Below are 22,394 nucleotides of genomic sequence, written 5' to 3'. Positions count from 1 at the left end.
TGATCCGACAGGCCTAGCGCCGGAAGGTCTTGATCTCGGACACGCTGCCGTCGCGATACGTCAGCTCGACCGACACCGCCTTGGTCTGCGGCCCGAGCTTCATGTAGGGCTGCGCGTCGGACGGGATCGCGCTCGGATCGCGCGGGTTGCAGGCCGGCATCTTCAGCACCTTGTCGGGCACCGCACTATCGATGCCGATGCGCACCTCGCGGATCGCGCAGCGGTACGACATCAGATGCGTGTAGTAGACGAGCAGGCCGTTGAACTCGCGGAACGACAGCCAGCTCGTCGCCGTCATGTCGAGAATCTTGCGCTGGTCGCGGATCAGCGCGGCGTCGGGATCGAACCTGATCGGGAACGGCCCCTGCATCTCGCCCTGGGTATCGACATAGCGCAGCTCGATCGTACCGGCCGGCGCATCCGCCGGCAGCTCGATCGAGGGGTTGGGCATCCGCTTGCGGGTGCGCGGATCGAGCGTGTCGATGAATCCGGTCTCGCGGAAATCGCCGGCATCGCCCATCCGCCAGGAGATGCCGAGCGTCGGATCGGCGATCGAGAACACCACGGTCCAGCCGCCATTGTGCCGCGAGAAGCTGGCGATCGGCGCGTTGACGGAATCCTCCTTCGGCAGCTTCGGCACCGCCACCGGCGGCAACGCCGCGACCTGCTGCGGCGGCGCCGAGGGCTTGACCGCCTCGGCCTGCCCCTTCGCCGCGCCGCTCAGGAACACGTCGTCGACCATTTGGTCGAAATAGACCGGAATCTGCTTGTGCTTCACGCTCTCGGCGGCCTCGCTGACGAGGCGCCGCGTGCGCTGGGCGACCTGCACCAGGTTCTCGCCGGGCTGCAGCAGTTCCCTGGCAAAGGTCCGCGTGAATACCGAATTGGGATTGGCGTCGTCGTTCGACAGCCGGTCGAGCGCGGTCTGCCGCGGCCCTGCCGAGAACACCGAGAACACGCCTTCCGGCAGCTGCGTCATCGGCGCCAGCCCGCCGCCGCCGGCGACGGCGCGGGTGCCGGCGCGCTCGAACGGATTGTTGCGGCAGGCATCGAACACCAGGATCGAGGTCCGCGCCTTCTTGTTCTGGAGCCGCTCGACGATACGGTCGGCGAGCACCGAGGCGTCGCGCACCAGTTCCTCCTGCCCTTCGGTCGCGGCCGGAACGTCGGTCGGCAGCAGGAAGTTCTGGCCCATGATCTCGAAGCCGTGGCCGGCGTAGAAGAAGAACGCGGTGTCGCCGGGCTCGACCGAGCGGTCAAAGGCCAGCAGGGTCTCGGAGAACGCCTGGCGGTTCAGGTTCTCGGCCACCATGACAGAAAAGCCAAGCTGTTTCAGCGTGTCACCCATGGTACGGGCGTCGTTGACCGCCTTCTGCAGCTTCGGCACGTTCTTATAGTCATTGTTGCCGATGACAAGCGCAACGCGCTTTGCGGCCTGCGCCGGCCCGGCAAATGCCAACAGAGCGAGCACGACGCCGGCCAGTGCTGCAAGTCCCGAAAGCCGTCTCGTCATTCGCGCATCCGTCCGTGTCTCAAGCCGAGGGGCGCCCGCAGGGCCTGAACTGCAGTGTACGGATGCCTCAGGTCGGTTCAATGACCGCGCAGCATCTGCATGGGCCATCGTGTCACGTCTTCATGAGCGCCGAACGGGTCAGTTGGCTCCGGAGATACCAGCCTGCCCTGCGCGCACCTCCGAGGGAGAGGCGCCATACTGGCCGCGGAAACTGCGGTTGAAATACGGCTGGTTGCCGAACCCGACCTCGAGCGCAATGGCGCTGATCGGCAGATCGGCGAACCGCCGGTCGGTCAGCAGGCTGTAGGCCCGGGCCAGCCGCCGGCCGAGCACGTATTCGGTGAAGCTGGCGCCTTCGGCCTCGAACAGCCGCTGGACATAGCGAACGGGCAACCGATGACGAGCGGCGATCGCGCCCACCGAAATTTCCTCGCGGCCGATGGCCCGCTCGATATCTGCCTTGATCTCGCGCAGCCGCGCCGCGCGGCCGCCGCCGAGCCTGGCAGTCACGGTCGCATCACGCGTTGCACCAAGCGCGAGCGTGAGCAGTTCCTGCGCGTGCCGGACGGACGCGGCTTGCAGCTCCGATACGGCCGAAACGTCGGGATCTTCGAGGACACCGACATAGCGGGTCAACATCTGCAACGCAGGGTTCGCCGCCGGAATCACCCGGCCATACATCGCGTCGAGCCCCGGGACCGCCGACGCGATCATCGAACATGGCACCGACAGCGTCAGCACGCGGCACTCGCCGGGGGAGACGATGCTGACCAGCGGCTCGGCTCCCGTGCCAACGAACGCATCGCCGGTCTGCATGAACGCCTCGCGGCCGAGCTGCCGCGCTGCGAACGTGCCGGCCAGCGTGATCGTCACGAACAGATTGTCGCTGTCGACCTGGGATTTCCGGCGCGTGTAGGTCGCCTCGAACCGGCTGCCCTTCATGGTGATGAGACCCGGCAACTGCCGGATCACGACATCGGCCAGCAAATCGCTTTCGCCGGCCGGCTCGATGTCCTGCCTGCACATGGCCTTTCCGTAGACCTCGCACCAGGCTGCAAGGCGGTCCTTGCGGGCGTAGTCCACGGTGGAAAATCGCGTGACGGACGTCTCCGTCCGCGTTGAGCCTGCATTCGCAGGAAAGCCGTCCCCGGCCATCGACCTGCACCCCAGAGTTGCGCCTGAATTCATTAGTCGTCGAAAGTTCGCTTTGGTTCAAACCGAAAGGAAGCCGAAAATTGTCGCTCCAGGATTGCTCGCCCGTCGCCCCAGTGTAAGGCGCCGCGGGCGGGCCGGAGACCAAACGTCGAACGCGCATCGACACCCGGGGACGGCTCCGCGGATCGGGCGCGCCCTGACCGACGGAGCACCCCCATGGCCACCTATCGTCACTTCGAAGTCTATCCGAACGCTTCCACCATCCCTACCAGTTGGGAGCAACAGATGGGCTCGTCCTACTACAGCGCCAACGGCACCACCATCACCATCAAGAACAACGATAAGGACGGCAGCTACACATACCTGCACGGCTCGTTCAACGTCATCGGCAATACCATCTTGAGCGGCACGATCACGTCGTTCGATCACCGCGACTACCAGGGCAACCTTATCGAGGAGATCACGGGCGTCTCGCTCGATGTCAGTCAATTCCTGGCAGCGACGCCATCGGACAAGTTCGCCATGGCCCTGTCCGGCATGGACGATATGACCGGCTACGGCGGCATGGACTTTCTCAACGGCTATGGCGGCCAGGACCATATGGCAGGCGGGGACGGTTTCGACGTCTACTTCGTCGATTCCTTGTCGGACGTCGTGATCGAGAATCCGAATGAGGGTACTGACCGCGTTGAAACAAGCCTGTCCACCTACACGCTGGGATTAAACGTCGAGAACCTCCAGTTCAACGGCTCGGGCGCCCACACCGGTTACGGCAACAGCCTCGACAACGGCCTGTGGGGCGGCAGCGGTTCCGACAAGCTCTACGGACTGGGTGGCAATGATTACCTCGGCGGCGGAGACGGCGATACGCTCCTCGGCGGCAAAGGCAACGACTTCTACGAGGTGACCGGGAACGCTGAGGTCGACGAGAGCGTCAACGAGGGTATCGATACGGTCTCTACCGGCGTTGCCGGCTATACGCTCCGTGCCTTCGTCGAAAACCTCTCGGTTGAGAAATCCGGCGTCACAATGTCCGGCAACGGTCTCGACAATACGATCAAGGCAGAAGGCAATTTTCATGATCTGACGCTCTACGGGCTGGGCGGCAACGATCTGATGACCGCATCCGGCAGCAACAACACATTGATTGGCGGCGACGGCAACGACAAGCTCATCGTGAGCGGCACTGGCGACCAGTCAATGACGGGAGGCAGCGGTGACGATATCTTCGTCATCAACGGCTCCGGTCACTACGTCATCACCGATTTCACGGCTGGAGCCGGGCTGCACGACAAGATCGATCTTCAAGCCTTCAGGCCGGGCGGCTCGCTCGCCGGTCAGAACCCGTTGCAGAGCTTCTCCGACGTGCTCGCACACGCAATGCCGAGCGGCGCCGACACGGTGATCGACCTCGGCGGCGGCAATTCGCTGACGCTTCAGAACGTCCAGAAGTCTGCGCTCGCCGCCGATGACTTCATCTGGTCGCAGGCGACCCGGGATTTCAACGGCAACAATCACAGCGACTCGCTCTGGGTCAACGACAATGGCGCGGTGTCGACTTGGGACAATGGCCAGATCGGCGGAGCGCATATCCTTGCCTCGGCCGGCACGGTTGCCGGCGGCTGGCATATCGCCGGCACCGGCGATTTCGACGGCAACAACGAGGCCGACATTCTCTGGCACAATGACAACGGCTCGACGTCGATCTGGGATAACGGCCAGCTCGGAGGCGCGCATATCATTGCCTCCGCGGGCCAGGTCCCGAACAGCTGGCATATCGCCGGCACCGGCGACTTCGACGGCAACAACAAGACTGACATCCTCTGGGTCAACGACAACGGCTCGGTGTCGATCTGGGATGACGGCACGATCAGCGGCGCGCACGGCGTCGCCGACGCCGGCACCGTCGCCAACAATGGCTGGCACTTTGCCGGCACCGGGGATTTCGACGCCAACAACCACGACGATGTTCTCTGGGTCAACGACAATGGCGCGGTGTCGATCTGGGACAACGCCCTGCCCGGCAACGGCCACTTCATTGCCAGTGCCGGCACCGTCGGCTCCGGGTGGCACGTCGCCGGCGTCGGTAACTTCTACGGCGGGGACGCTGACGATATCCTCTGGCACAACGACAACGGAGCCGTGTCGATCTGGACTGACGGCAATCTTTTCGGGGCGCATTTCGTAGCCTCGGCCGGCACGGTCGACTCCAGCTGGCATATCGCCGGCGTTGGCGATTACGACGGCAACGGCCGCGACGACATCCTCTGGAACAAGGACAGCGGGACGGTGTCGGTCTGGGACAACGGCGACATCAATACCGCGCATGCCGTCGGTAGCGGCGTCGATGCGAGCTGGCATATCGTGTGAGCAACGGCCGGGCGGCCGCACCGCCGTCCGGCGCGTTAAATCCCCACCGTGCACCCTGCCCGGCGGTTCGGCGCAACGTCGAACCTGCGCGACTGATCGCGAAGACATTCGCTTCGGGTTCTGAACGAAAAGATTTCGAACAATTTGTCGTCCAGGGGTTGCTCGCTGTCGCTCCAGGGCAAGGTCCAGCCTCCGGCCAGAGACAAACCGTTTGAACGCGCATCGATTACCCCGGGGACGGCTCCGTGGATCGGGCGTGCCCTAGCCAACGGAGCATCCCATGGCCACCTATCGTCACTTCGAAGCTGTTCCCCCTTTGCAACCGGGCGAGTTGCCCGGCCTCCCGCCTGAGCCGTGGACGGATGTGATGGGCTCGAACTACACCGCACACGCCAGCTATATCCATATCGACAACAACGACGGCACCTTCACCATCGCGTACGGCTCATTCAACGTGGTCGGCAATACCGTCATGAGCGGCACGATCACATCGCTCGACCACCGGGGCACCGACGGCACCGTTTACGAGCAGATCACCGGCACCTCGATCAATGCCAATGCGTTTCTTGCGGCGGCGTCGGAAGCCAAACTCGCCCTCGCATTCACCGGTTCGGACGACCTGACCGGCTTTTCCGGCACCGATTTTCTCGATGGCTATGCCGGAGTAAATCAGCTGACCGGTGGGCTCGGCGACGATTACTACACTGTCCATTCCTTGACCGATCACGTCATCGAACTGCCGAACCAGGGATTGGACACGGTCCTTACGAATGTGACGAGCTATACTCTCGACGCAAATGTCGAGGGCCTGTCCTATACGGGTGGAGGATGGCAGACCGGCAAGGGCAACGGCCTCGACAACTGGTTCGAAGGAGATACCGTCCAAAACATTTCCTATGGTTACGGCGGCAATGACCACTTCATCGTTCGGGGCGGCTACAACACGTATTACGGCGGCACCGGTAACGACAGCTACGAGGTCCACGTCGGCGACAAGGTGATGGAGGGGCAGAACGAGGGCGTGGATACCGTCCTCGTTTTTGATCTACGGCCGGATTATGTTCTGCCGACCAACGTCGAAAATCTCGTCATTGCCGGGACCGGCACTGCGTCCGGCAACGAGTCGGACAACTGGATCCACACAAATGGCGGATCGGTCACGACGCTCTACGGCCTCGGCGGCAACGACCGGATCGAAGACGCATTGAACAACACCACGGCCAACGGCGGCGACGGCGACGATACGCTCGTCACCCGCGCCGACCACATCACGATGACGGGTGGAGCCGGCGACGACTACTTCGTCATCACCGATGTCGGCACTGAGGTCATCACCGATTTCACGGCCGGCGCGGGAGTGCACGACCGCATCGATCTCCAGGGTTTCAGGTCCTACGGGTCGCTCGTCAATGGACATTACTTCCACAATCTTGGGGACGTGCTTGCCCATGCGGTGCAGATCGGAGCCGACACCTTCATCGATCTCGGCGCCGGCAGTTCACTGACATTGCAGAACGTGCAGACATCCGCGCTGACGGCCGACGATTTCATCTGGTCGGACGCGAAGGGGGACTTCAACGGCGATGATCACAGCGACGCGTTGCTGATCAACAAGGATGGCCAGGCGTTGGTCTTCGACAACGGGTACGAAAACTACTCCCACGCGATCGCCAATCCCGGCACCATTGGCAGTGGTTGGCATTTTGCCAGTACGGGCGACTTCGACGGCAACGGTCAGAAGGACATCCTGTGGGTCAACGACAACGGCGCGGCCTCGATCTGGGACAATGGCCAGGTCGCCGGCGCCCACATCATCGCCAGCGCCGGCACCGTTCCCGGCAGCTGGCATCTTGCCGGCGCCGGTGACTTCGACGGCAATCACAAGAGCGACATCCTCTGGGTCAACGACAACGGCGCGGTGTCGGTCTGGGACAACGGCCAGATGGCCAACGCCCATATCGTCGCCCCGGCCGGCACCCTCGCGAACACCGGCTGGCACTTTGCCGGCACCGGCGACTTCGACGGCAACGGCCACAGCGACATCCTGTGGGTCAACGACAATGGTGCAGTGTCGGCCTGGGACAACGGCCAGCTCGGCAACGCCCACATCATCGCCTCTGCCGGCACTCTCGCAAACACCGGCTGGCATTTTGCCGGCACCGGCGATTTCGGCGGAAACGGCGCCGACGATATCCTCTGGCACAATGACAATGGTGCGGTGTCGATCTGGAATGACGGCGCGCTCGACCAGGCGCATATCATCGCTTCCGCGGGCAAAGTCCCCGCCAGCTGGAATATCGCCAGCGTCGGCGATTACGACGGCAACGGCCACGACGATATCCTCTGGCACAACGACAATGGATCGATGTCGATCTGGGACAACGCCAACATCGATACCGCACACCTCGTCGGCCTCGGCGTCGATGCGAATTGGCAAATCGTGTGAAGCAACGACCGGGCGGCCACGCGGGTCGCCCGACGTCTCAAATCTCCTCAGCGCGCCCTGCCCCGCAGTTCAGTGCAACGTCGAACCTGCACGACTGATCGAAGACATTCGCTTCGGACTCTGAACGAACGAGCTCCGAACAATTGTCGCTCCAGGGTTGCTCGCCGGTCGCGCCAGCGTAAGCCGCCACCGGCGGCCGGAGACAAACCTGTCGAGCACGCATCAGCACCTCGGGGACGGCTCCGCGGATTGGGTGCGTTGAACCGATGGAGCATCCCATGGCCAACTATAAGCACTACGAATCTTTTCCCGTTACTTACGAAGGCTACTCAATCACGCCGTGGCAATACGTGATGAGTGACGACTACAGCGCGCACGCCACCTATCTGACCATCGATAATACCGACGGCAGCTTCACCATCGCGTACGGCTCGTTCAACGTATACGGCAATACCGTATTGAGCGGCACGATCACATCGCTCGACCGTATGGGACTCGATGGCACCGTTACCGAAGCGATCACCGGCACCTCGATCAATGCCCAACAATTCCTGTCGGCGGCACCGCAAGACAAGCTCGCCACTGCGTTCACCGGATCAGACAATCTGCAGGGCTTTTCCGGTGACGATCTTCTCGACGGCTACGCCGGCGCGGACCATATGGTCGGCGGGCTTGGCAACGATACCTATTACGTCAATTCGTTGCTCGATACTGTGATCGAGCAACCGAATGAGGGATCCGACACTATCTTCACTACCCTTACCAGCTACACGCTAGACGTGAATTTCGAGAGGCTGTTCTTCACCGGTGGAGGATCGCATGCCGGCTACGGCAACGGCCTCGACAACGACCTCGAAGGCAGTACCGGCCGCGATACCCTCTACGGATACGCCGGCAACGACACTTTCCGCAGCGGAGGCGGCGGCGATCATTTTGTCGGCGGCACCGGAAACGACACCTACTTCGTTGACGTCGGCGATTCCGTGGCGGAGCGGCCGAACGAAGGCATCGACACCGTCGAGGTTTTTACGCCGCTCGCAAACTATGTTCTGCCTACCTACGTCGAAAATCTCGTCATCACCGGATCCGGCGCGGCGTACGGCAACGAGCTGGACAATTGGCTACGCTCGAATGGCGGATCGGTCACGACGTATTACGGCCTCGGCGGCAACGACCGGATCACCGACTTTGTCATCAACACAACGGAGAACGGTGGCGACGGTGACGACACGCTCGAAAGCCATGGCGACCATATCACGATGACGGGCGGGTCTGGTGACGATGTCTTCGTCATCGCCGGTGCCGGCAACGACGTCATCACCGACTTTACCCCCGGCGCGGGCGTGCACGACCGGATCGACCTCCAGGCGTTCAGGACCATCGGACATCTTCCCGGCGCAAATCCCTTTCACAATCTTGTGGACGTGTTTACCCACGCGACGCAGACTGGCGCCGACACCGTCATCGATCTCGGCGGCGGAAGTTCACTGACATTGCAGAACGTCCAGAAGTTCGCGTTGACGAGCGACGATTTCATCTGGTCCGATGCAGCGCGGGACTTCAACGGCGACGATCACAGCGACGCACTGCTGATCGGCAACGATGGCCAGGCGGTGGTCTGGGACAACGCGAACCCCGGCGGCGCTCACCAGATCGCCGGTGCCGGCACCATTGCCAATGGCTGGCATTTTGCCAGCACTGCCGACTTCGACGGCAACGGTCAGAAGGACATCCTGTGGGTCAATGACAACGGCGCGGTGTCGATCTGGGACAACGGCCAGGTCGCTAGCGCCCACATCATCGCCAGTGCCGGCACCGTTTCCAGCAGCTGGCATCTTGCCGGCACCGGTGACTTCGACGGCAACAACAAGGGCGACATCCTCTGGGTCAACGACAACGGCGCGGTGTCGATCTGGGACAACGGCCAGATGGCCAGCGCCCACATCGTTGCCCCCTCTGGCACCCTCGCGAACACCGGCTGGCATTTTGCCGGCACCGGCGACTTCGACGGCAACGGCCACAGCGACATTCTCTGGGTCAACGACAATGGCGCGGTGTCGGCCTGGGACAACGGCCAGCTCGGCAACGCCCACATCATCGCCCCTGCCGGCACCCTCGCAAACTCCGGCTGGCATTTTGCCGGTACCGGAGATTTCACCGGAAGCGGCGCTGACGATGTCCTCTGGCACAATGACAATGGTGCGGTGTCGATCTGGTATGCCGGCAGGCTCGACCAGGCGAATATCGTCGCCTCCGCGGGCAAAGTACCCACCGACTGGCACATCGCCGGCGTCGGCGATTACGACGGCAGCGGGACCGGCGATATCCTCTGGCATAACGACAATGGATCGGTGTCGGTCTGGGACAACGGCAATATTGCCTCCGCGCACATCGTCGGCTCCGGCGTCGATGCGAGCTGGCATATCGTGTGAAGCAACGACCGGGCGGCCACGCGGGTCGCCCGGTGTCTCAAATCTCCGCAGTGCGCCCTGCCCCGCAGCTCGATGCAAAAGCCGAACCTGCACACTGATCGCGAAGACATTCGCTTCGGATTCTGAACGAAAGAGTTCCGAACAATTGTCGCGCCAGGGTTGCTCGCCCGTCGCGCCAGCGTAAGGCGCCCCGGGCGGACCAGAGACCAAACGTCGAACGCGCATCGATACCCGGGGACGGCTCCGCGGATCGGGCGGGCCCTAACCGACGGAGCATCCCATGGCCACCTATCATCACTTCGAAGTCATGCCCGACCCCGGACCCTTCCTCTGGCCCTTGCCTTGGGCGGACTTGATGACGTCGAGCTACAGCGCGAGCAGCACGTCGATTACGATCACCAACACCGACGGCAGCTTCACCGTCGCGCACGGCTCGTTCTCCGTCGTCGGCAATACCGTGCAGAGCGGTACGATCACATCGCTCGACCACCGCGGCTTTAGCGGCACCATCTACGAAGAGATCACAAACACCTCGGTCGATGCCCACCAGTTCCTGACGACGGCGCCGGCGGACAGGATGTCCATCGTGTTCGCAGGGTCGGACGATCTGACCGGCTATGTACTCGACGACACACTCAATGGCTATGGCGGCGCGGACAATATGACCGGCGGGCTCGGTAACGACGACTACTACGTCGATTCCACGCTCGACACAGTGAACGAGCTTGCGCACGAGGGCATCGATACGATCACGACAGGTCTCGCCTCCTACCAACTCGGCGCAAATGTCGAGGGTCTGACCTTCACAGGTGGGTCGCAGCATACCGGTTTCGGCAATCAACTCGACAACGTCATGCGTGCCAGCGACGGCGGCGATCACTTTCTTGGCTTCGGCGGAAACGACACCTTCTATAGCGGCGGCGGCAGCGACACCTTTTTCGGTGGTACCGGCAACGACACCTACAACGTTGACGCTGGCGATGCCGTGCACGAGGACCCGAACGAGGGCCTCGACACCATCTACACGTCACAGCCGGTCTTTTTCATGCCCGGCGATGTCGAAAATCTCGTGATGACCGGGCTGGGTGGCCCGATCAGGAGTCCCGGGTCCGGTGGTGCCGGCGCCGGCAACGATCTGGACAATACGATCCGGACAAATGGCGTGACCGGAAAGGTGCTCTACGGCGAAGGCGGCAACGACTTGATGATCTCGATCGATAGCAACAACCAGCTTGTCGGCGACCAGGGTGACGATACGCTCGTCGCGCGGGGAGACAACACCGCGATGATCGGCGGAGATGGCGACGATCTATTCGCCATCAACTGGACCGGCAATCACCTGATTACCGACTTCTCCGCCGGCGCAGGCGTGCACGACAGGATCGATCTCCAGGCCTTCAGGGCCGGCGGTCTGTTCGCCGGCAAAACCCACTGCACAATTTTTCGGACGTGCTGACGCACGCGACGCAGATTGGCGCCGATACGGCGATAAACCTGGGCACCGGCAATTCCCTGACGCTGCAGAATGTCCAGAAGTCCGCACTGGCGGCCGACGATTTCATCTGGTCGGACGCGACGCGGGACTTCAACGGCGACGATCACAGCGATGTGCTCTGGTACAGCGACAGCGGCTCCGTGTCGGCCTGGGATAGCGGCCAGATCGGCAGTGGTCACCTTCTTGCCACGGGCTCGATCGCCAACACCTGGCACATTGCAGGGACCGGCGATTTCGACGGCAACGGCCAGCACGACATCCTCTGGCACAACGACGACGGCTCGGTGTCGATCTGGGATAACGGCAAGGCCAATACCGCGCATACCACGGGCTCAGCAGGGGTCGCCGCGGATGGCTGGCATATTGCCGGCACCGGCGACTTCGACGGCAACAACAGGGACGACATTCTCTGGGTCAACGACAACGGCGCGGTATCGATCTGGGACAACGGCCAGGTCGCCAACGCCCACATCATCGCCCCTGCCGGCACCCTTGCAAACACCGGATGGCATTTTGCCGGCACCGGCGATTTCGACGCCAACAACCACAGCGACATTCTCTGGGTCAACGATAATGGCAAGGTGTCGATCTGGGACAACGGCAAGCTCGGCAATGCTCACATCATTGCCGATGCCGGGACCATCACCCCTGACTGGCACTTCGCCGGAACGGGCGATTTCAGAGCATACGGCGCTGACGACATCCTTTGGCACAACGACAATGGCGCCATATCGATCTGGAATAGCGGTCAGCGGAATGGTGCCCATATCGCAGTCTCTGCCGGTGTAGTCCCCGACAGTTGGCATATCGCGGGCGTCGGCGATTACGACGGCAACGGCAGCGGCGATATCCTCTGGCACAACGACAACGGCTCGGTGTCGGTCTGGAACGGAGGCGACATCCATGCCGCACACATCGTCGCCGCCGGTGTCGATGCGAGCTGGCACATCGTGTAAGCAACGGCGGGCGGCCGCGCGATGCGGCGGCCGCCCGCGATCCTCAGCAAGAAACCAATCGGCCCTTCGCGCGCAGCCAAAAGTTGATGGCTCCGCCCCTTTCCTTCGCGCATCCGCGTGATAGTTTGAGGGCTTGGAAGTCCGCGCAAGGTCCCCCGTGTACACTTGGTCCACCGAACAAATCGATCCGCGCGATCGCTTTGACTATTGGCGCGAGGTGCGCGCCAAGGGCCTGTTCGGCGTCACCGCGGAACTCGAGCCCGAGCGGCGGCGGGATTTCTTCGGCAAATTCTCGCTGCGCAAGCTTGGTCAGGCCGGCCTGATCGAGATGCACGCATCGCCCTATCGCGTCGAGCGCCGCAACCGCGACATCGCCGACGCGCGGAGCGACAGTCTCTGCATCTATCAGCAGCTTGGCGGAGGCGGCTGGTTCAGCGGTATCAGACAGGGCGACTTTGCGGTTCGCAACGGCATGTTCGCCACCAGCTATGCGGACCTGCCGTACCGGACCGTGCCGCTCCAGGACGACGGCTTCCACCTGCGCATCCTCAAGATCCCGGCGGCTGATATCCCCGAACCGCGCCGCGGCAGGCTCGATGAGCTCGTGCCGAGGCCGGTGCAGGACGAGACCGCGCTTCGGCCGCTACTGGAATCCTGCTTCCGCGACCTGCTCGAGGGCGATGACACGTCTACGGCGACGGACGCCGCGCCGCTGATCACGGCGCTGGCCCACATCGCGCTCATCGAGCGCGGCGTGCTTCGTCCCGGCGGCCGGCTCGCGCAGCAGGCACTACGCACCGGCCGCCTGTCGCTGGCCCGCCGCCTGATCGACAAGCATCTCCTGAAGTCGGCGCTGTCGCCGTCCCTGATTGCCGACCTGCTCGGCATCTCGGTTCGTCACCTGCACATCCTGTTCGAGGCGGGAGAGATCAGCTTCTCCGCGACCGTCACCGCGCTCCGCCTCGAGCGAAGCCGCCGCCTGCTCCGCGAGCGGCCGGACTGGACGATCACCCAGATCGCCTTTGCCTGCGGCTTCGACAGCCTCGCGACGTTCTACCGGCTGTTCAATGCGGCCGAGCAGATGACGCCGGGCGATTATCGGGCCCGGCCGGCTTGAAACCCTCACGGCCCGGCCGGCGAGCCGGCCCGTGATCCCCTTCGCCGAATTCATCGGCGTGCGCGCAATGAGAAGACGCCCTGCGACCGCTGCGCCAAGACTGCGCCGGCGGCAGCGACGCGCGGGGCGGGCTCATGGCAAGATTCGGTGGACGAACCGGCGACAGGCAACTGACGGGCTGCGGCGCGTCGCCCGGTGCACCATGCGCCGATACCGGCAACGACTTGGTGCGCAATGCGTGCTGAGCGCGACCCGGATCCCGCGGTGCCGTCCACCACGCCTGGTTCACCGGCGGCCCCGGTGCGATTCGATCCGCGCACCGGACAGGATCAAACGCCGGCGTCCGCGGCGCCGCTGCGGGAGGCCTGCGCGGCCGACCTCAAGGAGGCGATGGAAGCCGACGACGCCGACAGAATTGCCGCCCTGCTCCGGGCCGTGTCGGACTTCGCGCTGATCGAGCGCGGCGTGCTCAAGCCGGGCAGCCGGCGCGCGCAGCAGGCGCTTCGCGTCGCCCGGCTGAGCCTCGCGCAGCGGCTGATCGCGCGCCATCTGTCGAAGCCGTCGCTGTCGCCGGCCATGGTCGCCGACCTGCTCGGCGTCTCGGTGCGATACCTGCACGTCCTGTTCGAAACGACCGGTACGAGCTTCTCGCAGACGGTCACCACGCAGCGCCTGCACGAAAGCCGCCGGCTGCTGCGCGAGAAGCCGCAGCGGCCGATCGCCGACATCGCCCTCGCCTGCGGCTTCGGAAGCCTCGCGACGTTCTACCGGATCTTCAGCGCATCCGAGGGCGTGACACCGGGCGAGTACCGGGCTGCTGGGCTCCAGGACTCGATCGCCGCTGAAATCAGGCTGCAAAACAGCGCGGTTGCCGTCGCCGGGACGCCGCCCGGAACGAGTCATTTGACCGTAAAATGACGGAAAAGACGCATATTTGGGCGAAAATATTAAGCTTTTTCGGCCATTTGGCCGGCTCAAAGATTGACTTTGCCGGTTTCCCGCCTATGTTCCGGCTGAACGCGGCACTCGGATCGAACCACGATTCGTCAGGCTTGCCGCCCGTCAGCGTCCTTTAGCAGCCCCCGAGCTTTTTTGAGAAGCGAGCCGTTTCGGGGCCGAACGCGACAGCCTTTTACTTTCGATCCCGAACGGCGGTATCGACCAGAGGCTCAATGTCCTTTTCCAATCTCGGCCTGTCCGACAAGGTTCTCACCGCAGTTGCGGGCGCAGGTTACACCACCCCCACCCCCATTCAGGAACAGGCGATCCCGCACGTTCTGGCCCGCCGCGACGTCCTCGGCATCGCCCAGACCGGTACCGGCAAGACCGCCGCCTTCGTGCTGCCGATGCTCACGATCCTCGAGAAGGGCCGCGCCCGGGCACGGATGCCGCGCACCCTGATCCTCGAGCCGACCCGCGAGCTCGCCGCCCAGGTGAAGGAAAACTTCGACAAATACGGCGCCGGCCAGAAGCTCAACGTCGCGCTCCTGATCGGCGGCGTCTCGTTCGGCGACCAGGACTCCAAGCTGACGCGCGGCGTCGACGTCCTGATCGCAACGCCCGGCCGCCTGCTCGACCACACCGAACGCGGCGGACTGCTGCTCACCGGCGTCGAGCTCCTGGTGATCGACGAAGCCGACCGCATGCTCGACATGGGCTTCATCCCCGACATCGAGCGCGTCTGCAAGCTGGTCCCCTTCACGCGGCAGACCCTGTTCTTCACCGCGACGATGCCGCCGGAAATCAGCCGCATCACCGAGCAATTCCTGCACAACCCGGCCAAGGTCGAAGTCTCCAAGCCAGCGACCACGGCGGTGACCGTGACCCAGGCCCAGGTGCCCGCCGGCCGCGAACCCCACGAGAAGCGCGAGATCCTGCGCCGCCTGCTGCGCGACGCCAAGGATCTCAACAACGCGATTATCTTCTGCAATCGCAAACGCGAAGTCGCGATCCTTCACAAATCGCTGCAGAAGCACGGCTTCAGCGTCGGAGCCCTCCATGGCGACATGGACCAGAGCGCGCGCATGGCCGCGCTGGATCAATTCCGCAAGGGCGAGCTGCCGCTGCTGGTCGCCTCCGACGTCGCCGCCCGCGGCCTCGATATCCCCGCCGTCAGCCACGTCTTCAATTTCGATGTGCCGCATCATCCCGATGACTACGTGCACCGTATCGGCCGCACCGGGCGCGCCGGTCGCACCGGCACCGCCATCTCGATCGTCACGCCGCTCGACAACAAGTCGATGGCTGCGATCGAAAAACTGATCGGCCAGCAGATTCCGCGCGCCGAGGGCGATTACACCGTGCACGGCGATGCGTCCGACGAGTCCGAGGCTCCGCGCCGGTCGCGCAGCCGCGATGGCTCGCGCGAGGGCAGAAGCGGTGGCCGCAGGCCGCGCCGCGAACGCGAGCCGCGCCAGGACCGCGAGCCCCGGCAAGAGCGCGAAGCACGCCAGGAACAGGAGCCGCGTCAGGAGCGCGAACCGCGTCAGGACCGCGAGCCCCGCAAGGAGCGTGAACCGCGCCATGGCCGCAACACAACGCCGCAGCCAGCCACCTCGCACGTGCCGTCGATCGGCCGGGCCGAGCCGCGGCGGCCGCAGCGCGAAGTCGACCACGAGCCAGCCGACCATTCGCACCTGCCCGCCTTCCTGCTACGGCCCGTGCGCGCACGCGCGTAACATCAGGAATTACCGACGGATTTCGCGGGGCAACAATTTGCCAGGCGAACCGTCGAAAGCGATCCAGTGAAAGCGGCGCCCGATTGGTATCATCGCGCGTCGCAAACTGTGATCACGGCCAGCGTCCCCGTAGTTCCACTGTTTACCTTGCCTTCATCCTCGTCCCGTACCTTCGCGCCGATAGTTTAGTTATTGCAGCTGGACGATAACCAGCAACCGCGCGCATTGGGGACGTAACAGTGGTCAAACTGCTGGACGAACACGAACGTACATTGGCCTTTGCCGAAGTCGCACTTGGCCAGATTCGTTCGCTTCGCCAGACCGCCATCCCCCGCAACTACGAAATCTGGTACGTCTACGCGACCGGCTACAACGCCGCGCTCAACAAGATCATCAACGAGACGCTGGCGCGCAGCGGCAAGCTGAGCGAATCCGATCTCGAGCAGATCTACGAAACCTACCTCTCACACATCAAGACGTCCGACCGCATCGACAAGGTCGGCGCCCGCGTGATCGGCGAGATCGATGCCGTCATGCGGCTGATCACCGATGCACTCGGCGTGTCCGCGACCTACGACGCGAGCCTTGCCGGCGCCAGCGACAAGCTCGCGACCGCCACGACCCGCGATCAGATCAAGACGATCGTCGAAAGCCTGGCCCGATCGACGCGCGACATGCGCGAGACCAACCAGGCGCTGGAGGACCGGCTCGCACTGTCGAAGTCAGAGATCAGCGAGTTGCAGCACAGCCTGGAAGCGATCCGCGCCGAGAGCCTGACTGATCCGCTCACCGGCCTCGGCAACCGCAAATATTTCGACCGCTCGATCGACCTGACCGTGCACAGCGCGCTGTTGAGCGGCGAGCCGCTGTCGCTCTTGATGTTCGACATCGATCACTTCAAGTCGTTCAACGACTCCTACGGCCATCTCACGGGCGACCAGGTGCTGCGGCTGGTGGCGCAGTCGCTGAAGCAGAACATCAAGGGCCAGGACATCACCGCACGCTACGGCGGCGAGGAGTTCGCGGTGGTGCTGCCCAACACCGCGCTGCGCCAGGCGCTGACGGTCGCCGACCACATCCGCCGCGCGGTGATGGCCAAGGAATTGAAGAAGAAGTCGACCGGCGAGATCCTCGGCCGCGTCACGATCTCGGTCGGCGTCTCCATGCTGAAGCCGACCGACGACACCGATTCCCTGATCGAGCGCGCCGACGCCTGCCTCTACGCCGCCAAGCGCGCCGGCCGCAACCGCGTGATCTGCGAGGCCGATCCGGAATACAGCGCCGAGGCGCAGACACGCGTCGCGTGATCTAGTCCCGTCTCTCCGCCGTCATTGCGAGCATCTTAGGGTGGGCAAAGGCGGAAAGCGCCGTGCCCACCATTCTAGCGCCGTCGAGTCGGGTGGGCACGCTTCGCTTTGCCCACCCTACGGTTCTTCTTCGCCGCAGGCTTCTTCGTGGTGGCCTTCGCGCCCGCAGGCTTCTTCGCAGGCCCCTCCACCTTGCGCGCCCCGGCCGCTTTCCGTGGCCGCTTGCGCAGTGCGGCGCGCTGGGCGGCGGCGAGTGCCGAACGCGCCCAGACCGCAAGCTCCTCAGAATCGTCGAACAAGCGCGCCGGCAACTGCCAGTACGAGTTGACCATCACCGTCTTCGATCGCGTCTGGTACTGGAACGGCTTGGAGCCCTCCGCCTCGAACTGCGGAATGGTCTGATCGTCGGCACGGAAATACAGCCCGGCCCGCAGGGCCAGCGCGAAATTGGTGCCGTCGGCGGAGATGCCGTAGCCGGAAAACATCCGGCGCAGCGTCACCGGGCCGAAATCGGCGAACAGGTCGGTCAGGAATTCGCGGTCCATCGACATCCCCCACCCTGCATCGTTCATCGCGGGGCTTGATTGATGCCCGGCTTTTTCCGCGTCATTGCGAGCGAAGCGAAGCAATCCATGGGCCCGCATATGCGGATGGATGGATTGCTTCGCTTCGCTCGCAATGACGGGGAGAGCAACGGATGCTCGCCCCTCGGAGGTCGTTTGCGGTGGACGTCTAAACCGTGGCCGGCTTGAGCTGCACCGACTCGCCGCAGCCGCAGGCGGAGACCTGGTTCGGGTTGTTGAACACGAACTGGGCCTGCATCTTGTCGGCCTTGTAGTCCATCTCGGTGCCGAGCAGGAACAGCACGGCCTTGGGGTCGACCAGGATCTTCACGCCCTTGTCCTCGACCACTTCGTCGGTCGGGCGGATCTCGTGGGCGTATTCGACCGTGTAGGACTGTCCGGCGCAGCCGCCGTTCTTGATGCCGACGCGCAGGCCGACGATCTCCGAATCGGCGCGCTGGGTCAGTTCCGTGATGCGGCCCGCGGCGGCATCGGTCAGTTTCATGACCTGCGGGCGCGGCCGCTTCGGCTTGGCGGAAGCAGCCTTAGCTGGATCGGGTGCAGCGTGTGTCATGTCACTCATGTGGTCAGTCCCGGCGGCAAATCAATTGCCGATCTTTGCTAGAGCCTAAGCCGTGTTCCCTAACGCATCACCACATATTCAGGACGAGGCGCGCCTCGTCCGACATGCGATCCGGCGACCAAGCCGGATCCCACACCAGGTTGACGTTGACGACGCCGACGCCGGGCACGCTCGCCACCGCGTTCTCGACCATCGTCGGCAATTCGCCGGCGGCCGGGCAGTTCGGCGTGGTCAGCGTCATCAGGATATCGACGGCGCGATCGTCCTTGAGGTCGACCTTGTAGATCAGGCCGAGCTCATAGATGTCGGCCGGAATTTCCGGGTCGAACACGGTCTTCAGCGCCGCGACAATCTCGCCGCTCAGACGCTCGGTCTCCTCCGCGGGCAGCGCCGAGGTGGTCTCCATGGAGGCCGGTTTGGCTTCGACAGTATCGGTCATGCGAACAAATCCCGCGCCTTGAGCAGCGCCTGCGCCAGATGGTCGACTTCTTCCCTGGTATTATACATCCCGAACGAGGCACGGCAGGTGGCCGTGACGTTGAACCGCTCTAAAAGCGGCATCACGCAATGGGTGCCGGCGCGCACCGCGATGCCCTGACGGTCGATCACGGTCGCGACGTCATGGGCATGGGCGCCCTTCATCTCGAACGAGATGATCGGGCCCTTGTTGCGGGCGGTGCCGATCAGCCGCAGCGAGTTGATCTCGCGCAGCCGTTCCTGGGCATAGGTGACGAGATCGTGCTCGTGCGCGGCGATGCGCTCCTTGCCGATCGAATTGACGTAGTCGATCGCGGCGCCGAGCCCGATCGCCTCGACGATCGGCGGCGTGCCGGCCTCGAATTTGTGCGGCGGGTCGCCATAGGTGACCCAGTCCTGCGCGACCTCGCGGATCATCTCGCCGCCGCCATTGAACGGGCGCATCGCGACCAGGTGCTCGTGCTTGGCATAGAGCGCGCCGATGCCGGTCGGCCCGTACACCTTGTGGCCGGTGAAGGCGTAGAAATCGCAGTCGAGGTCCTGCACGTCGACCGGCAGATGCACCGCGCCCTGCGCGCCGTCGACCAGCACCGGAATGCCGCGGGCATGGGCGAGCCGGATCACTTCCTTGACCGGCACCATGGTGCCGAGCGCATTCGACATCTGGGTGATCGCAACGATCCGCGTGCGCGGCGTCAGGAGCTTCTCGAACTCCTCGATCAGGAAGTTGCCCTCGTCGTCGACCGGCGCCCATTTCAGCACCGCGCCCTGCCGTTCCCTCAGGAAGTGCCACGGCACGATGTTGGAGTGGTGCTCCATGATCGAGAGGACGATCTCGTCGCCCTCCTTGATGTTCGGGCCGCCGAACGACGACGCCACGAGGTTGATCGCCTCGGTGACGTTGCGCGTGAAGATGATCTCCTCGCTGCGGCGCGCATTGATGAATTGCGCCACCTTGCCGCGGGCGCCCTCATAAGCCTCCGTCGCCGCATTGGCGAGGTAATGCAGGCCGCGATGCACGTTGGCGTATTCGCTCTTGTAGGCGTCCGTCATGCGGCCGAGCACCGCATTCGGCTTCTGCGCCGAGGCGGCGTTGTCGAGATACACCAGCGGTTTGCCATAGACCTGCATGGCCAGCGCCGGAAAATCCTGCCGCACGCGGGCGACGTCGTAGGCTCCGTTGGAGACTGCCGGATGCGTGCTCATGCCCTCGCCTCCAGCCAGCGCCGCGCCGTCGCAATCGCGACCTCGCGCAGCGCATCACTTGCAATGGTTTCGATCGCCTCGCCGACGAAGGCCTGGATCAAGAGCGCCTGCGCTTCCTTCTCGGGCAGACCGCGGGCGCGCATGTAGAACAGCAGGCTCTCGTCGAGCGCGCCGGTGGTCGCGCCATGGCCGCAGGTGACGTCGTCGGCAAAGATCTCGAGCTCCGGCTTGTTGTCGGCCTCGGCATCGTCGGACAGCAGCAGCGCGCGGGTCATCATCTTGGCGTCGGTCTTCTGCGCGTCCGGACGGACGATGATGCGGCCCTGGAACACCGAATGGGCGCGGTCGTCGACCACGGCGCGGAAGATCTCGCGGCTGGCGCAGTTCGGCACCGCGTGGTCCATGAACAGCGTGGTGTCGGCGTGCTGCTTGCCGTTGATCAGGTTGACGCCGTTGGTCTCGACCTTGGAATGCTCGCCGGCGCACGCCACCGTCAGCTCATAGCGGCTGACATGGCCGCCGGTGGTCATTCCGAACGTGTTGAAATGCGCGTGTGCGCCGAGCGTCACGGTCGCCGAGGAAATATTGAAGGCGTCCACGGTGTCTTCGACGAAGCGGACGTGGTCGAGCCGCGCATTGTCGCCGATCGCGACGACCAGCCCGTCATGCGCCTGGTAGGCCTTGGCGCCCTCGGCGGCGAGGTAGCTCTCCACCAGCGTGGCGCCGGTATCGCGGCCGAGCCGCAGCAGCGAGCGCGTGAACATCGCAACCGGTGCCGCGCCGGACGCGACGTGGACGACGTGCAGCGGCTTGCCCAGCACCGTTCCGTTAGCGACCTCGATCACGACGCCGTCGGTCGCCATCGCGCTGTTCAGCGCGATCATCGGATTGGTTGTGTCCGACGTGAAGGCCTGCTCGGAGAGCGCGCCGTCGCCGCCATCGAGCACCTCGCGCAGCGCGCGGATGCTGAGGCCCTTCTCGAGCTTGCCGAGGTCGGAAAGATCAGGCGCGAACGCGCCATCGACCAGCACCAGCCGGACGGCATCGTCGATCCCATGTGCCTTGACGGCGGCCGCGGCGCGGCTCAGCGCAGCGACATCCGGCGCCGGCGCGAGCGGCAGCACCTCGCGCATCAGCACGCGCAGGTCGGTATATTTCCAATCCTCGATCCGGCGATGCGGCAGGCCTGCGCGTTCATAGGCTTCGAACGCCGCGCGGCGCTGATCGGCGATCTTTCCCTTGCCCGGCAGACGGTCGCGCACGACGGCGAAAGCATCGCCCAGCGCGCGCCCGGTCTCGGTCTTTGCAACTACGTTCATCTCAAAACCTGTCCAGGATCAGGCGGCGTCCTCGAACTGCGCGTAGCCGGACTCTTCCAGCTCCAGCGCCAGTTCCTTGCCGCCGCTCTTCACGACGCGGCCCTTCGACATCACGTGCACGACGTCGGGCACGATGTAGTTGAGCAGCCGCTGATAGTGGGTGATCACGACCATCGCGCGCTCCGGCGAGCGCAGCGCGTTGACGCCGTCGGCGGCGATCCGCAGCGCGTCGATGTCGAGGCCGGAATCCATCTCGTCGAGGATACAGACGGCCGGCTCGAACAGCGCCATCTGCAGGATCTCGTTGCGCTTCTTCTCGCCGCCGGAGAAGCCGACATTGACGCCGCGCTTCAGCATGTCCTGCGGGATGTTCAGCGATTTTGCCACTTCGCGGACCTTCTTCAGGAACGCCGGCGATGAAATCTCCTCTTCACCGCGCGCCTTGCGCTGCGCGTTGAGTGCCGCATGCAGGAAGTTCCAGGTGGTGACACCGGGAATCTCGACCGGATACTGGAACGCCAGGAACACGCCCCTCGCGGCGCGCTCGTTCGGCTCCATCTCCAGCAGGTCCTCGCCCTTGAACAGGATCTGTCCGCCGGTCACCTCATAGCCGGGCTTGCCGGCGATGACGTGCGACAGCGTCGACTTGCCGGAGCCGTTCGGCCCCATGATGGCATGCACCTGGCCCGGGTTCACGGTGAGCGACAGCCCGTGGAGGATCTCACGCTCCTCGACACGAACCTGCAGATCTTTCACTTCAAGCAGAGACATCAGATT

At 64.0% G+C, this 22,394-nt stretch carries 17 protein-coding genes; 9 read left to right on the top strand and 8 right to left on the bottom strand.

Features of this window, described 5'->3' with window-relative positions:
* Positions 1-13: 13 nt before the first annotated feature.
* Positions 14-1,513: a caspase family protein gene (locus JQ633_RS12150; protein ID WP_211985253.1), complete on the bottom strand. Its 1,500-nt coding sequence runs from the start codon at positions 1,511-1,513 to the stop codon at positions 14-16.
* A gap of 138 nt (positions 1,514-1,651) precedes the next feature.
* Positions 1,652-2,596 carry an AraC family transcriptional regulator gene (locus JQ633_RS12145; protein WP_211985252.1) on the bottom strand — a complete coding sequence of 315 codons (945 nt, stop codon included), beginning with the start codon at positions 2,594-2,596 and terminating at the stop codon, positions 1,652-1,654.
* A 288-nt stretch (positions 2,597-2,884) separates the two neighbouring features.
* On the opposite strand from JQ633_RS12145, the gene JQ633_RS35430 reads away from it, so the two are divergent.
* From JQ633_RS35430 to JQ633_RS12100, 9 genes are all read left to right on the top strand, one after another.
* Positions 2,885-5,038, top strand: coding sequence for a hypothetical protein (locus JQ633_RS35430; RefSeq protein WP_211985251.1), 2,154 nt, complete (start codon positions 2,885-2,887; stop codon positions 5,036-5,038).
* A gap of 280 nt (positions 5,039-5,318) precedes the next feature.
* Positions 5,319-7,484 carry an FG-GAP-like repeat-containing protein gene (locus tag JQ633_RS12135; RefSeq protein WP_211985250.1) on the top strand — a complete coding sequence of 722 codons (2,166 nt, stop codon included), beginning with the start codon at positions 5,319-5,321 and terminating at the stop codon, positions 7,482-7,484.
* 278 nt (positions 7,485-7,762) lie between these two features.
* Positions 7,763-9,916 (top strand): FG-GAP-like repeat-containing protein, encoded by a 2,154-nt coding sequence (locus JQ633_RS12130; protein ID WP_211985249.1) that lies wholly within the window; start codon positions 7,763-7,765, stop codon positions 9,914-9,916.
* Positions 9,917-10,196: 280 nt separating this feature from the next.
* Positions 10,197-11,372 carry a calcium-binding protein gene (locus tag JQ633_RS12125; RefSeq protein WP_211985248.1) on the top strand — a complete coding sequence of 392 codons (1,176 nt, stop codon included), beginning with the start codon at positions 10,197-10,199 and terminating at the stop codon, positions 11,370-11,372.
* Positions 11,366-12,367 carry an FG-GAP repeat domain-containing protein gene (locus JQ633_RS12120; RefSeq protein ID WP_211985247.1) on the top strand — a complete coding sequence of 334 codons (1,002 nt, stop codon included), beginning with the start codon at positions 11,366-11,368 and terminating at the stop codon, positions 12,365-12,367. Before JQ633_RS12125 ends, JQ633_RS12120 begins: the two co-directional genes overlap by 7 nt.
* Positions 12,368-12,524: 157 nt before the next feature.
* Positions 12,525-13,484 (top strand): helix-turn-helix domain-containing protein, encoded by a 960-nt coding sequence (locus JQ633_RS12115; RefSeq protein WP_211985246.1) that lies wholly within the window; start codon positions 12,525-12,527, stop codon positions 13,482-13,484.
* A 300-nt stretch (positions 13,485-13,784) separates the two neighbouring features.
* Entirely contained in the window at positions 13,785-14,402 is a 618-nt protein-coding gene (locus JQ633_RS12110; protein WP_349631554.1) for a helix-turn-helix transcriptional regulator, read from the top strand.
* A 254-nt stretch (positions 14,403-14,656) separates the two neighbouring features.
* Positions 14,657-16,162, top strand: a complete 1,506-nt coding sequence (locus JQ633_RS12105) for a DEAD/DEAH box helicase (protein WP_211985244.1) — start codon at positions 14,657-14,659, stop codon at positions 16,160-16,162.
* A gap of 239 nt (positions 16,163-16,401) precedes the next feature.
* A complete protein-coding gene (locus tag JQ633_RS12100; protein ID WP_211985243.1) occupies positions 16,402-17,469 on the top strand; it encodes a GGDEF domain-containing protein in 1,068 nt (355 codons plus the stop codon).
* Between the two features lie 74 nt (positions 17,470-17,543).
* Here JQ633_RS12100 and JQ633_RS12095 read toward each other — a convergent pair whose 3' ends face one another.
* The 6 genes from JQ633_RS12095 to sufC form a co-directional block, all read right to left on the bottom strand.
* On the bottom strand, positions 17,544-18,014 hold the full coding sequence (locus JQ633_RS12095; protein WP_211985242.1) for a TfoX/Sxy family protein: 471 nt from the start codon (positions 18,012-18,014) through the stop codon (positions 17,544-17,546).
* A 187-nt stretch (positions 18,015-18,201) separates the two neighbouring features.
* On the bottom strand, positions 18,202-18,615 hold the full coding sequence (locus JQ633_RS12090) for a HesB/IscA family protein (protein WP_211985241.1): 414 nt from the start codon (positions 18,613-18,615) through the stop codon (positions 18,202-18,204).
* Between the two features lie 67 nt (positions 18,616-18,682).
* Positions 18,683-19,054 carry an SUF system Fe-S cluster assembly protein gene (locus tag JQ633_RS12085; RefSeq protein ID WP_211985240.1) on the bottom strand — a complete coding sequence of 124 codons (372 nt, stop codon included), beginning with the start codon at positions 19,052-19,054 and terminating at the stop codon, positions 18,683-18,685.
* Complete coding sequence (locus JQ633_RS12080; protein ID WP_211985239.1) at positions 19,051-20,298, bottom strand: cysteine desulfurase; 1,248 nt, start codon at positions 20,296-20,298, stop codon at positions 19,051-19,053. Before JQ633_RS12080 ends, JQ633_RS12085 begins: the two co-directional genes overlap by 4 nt.
* Positions 20,295-21,617, bottom strand: a complete 1,323-nt coding sequence (sufD, locus tag JQ633_RS12075; protein ID WP_211985238.1) for a Fe-S cluster assembly protein SufD — start codon at positions 21,615-21,617, stop codon at positions 20,295-20,297. The genes JQ633_RS12080 and sufD overlap by 4 nt, the downstream gene beginning before the upstream one ends.
* Positions 21,618-21,635: 18 nt before the next feature.
* The gene (gene sufC, locus JQ633_RS12070) at positions 21,636-22,388 is read right to left on the bottom strand and encodes a Fe-S cluster assembly ATPase SufC (RefSeq protein WP_211985237.1); all 753 of its coding nucleotides are present in this window, start codon (positions 22,386-22,388) and stop codon (positions 21,636-21,638) included.
* Positions 22,389-22,394: the final 6 nt, after the last annotated feature.

Source organism: Bradyrhizobium tropiciagri (assembly GCF_018130505.1).
In the GTDB taxonomy this organism is placed as follows: Bacteria; Pseudomonadota; Alphaproteobacteria; order Rhizobiales; family Xanthobacteraceae; genus Bradyrhizobium; species Bradyrhizobium tropiciagri_B.
This window is presented reverse-complemented; position numbering and strand designations above follow the sequence as displayed.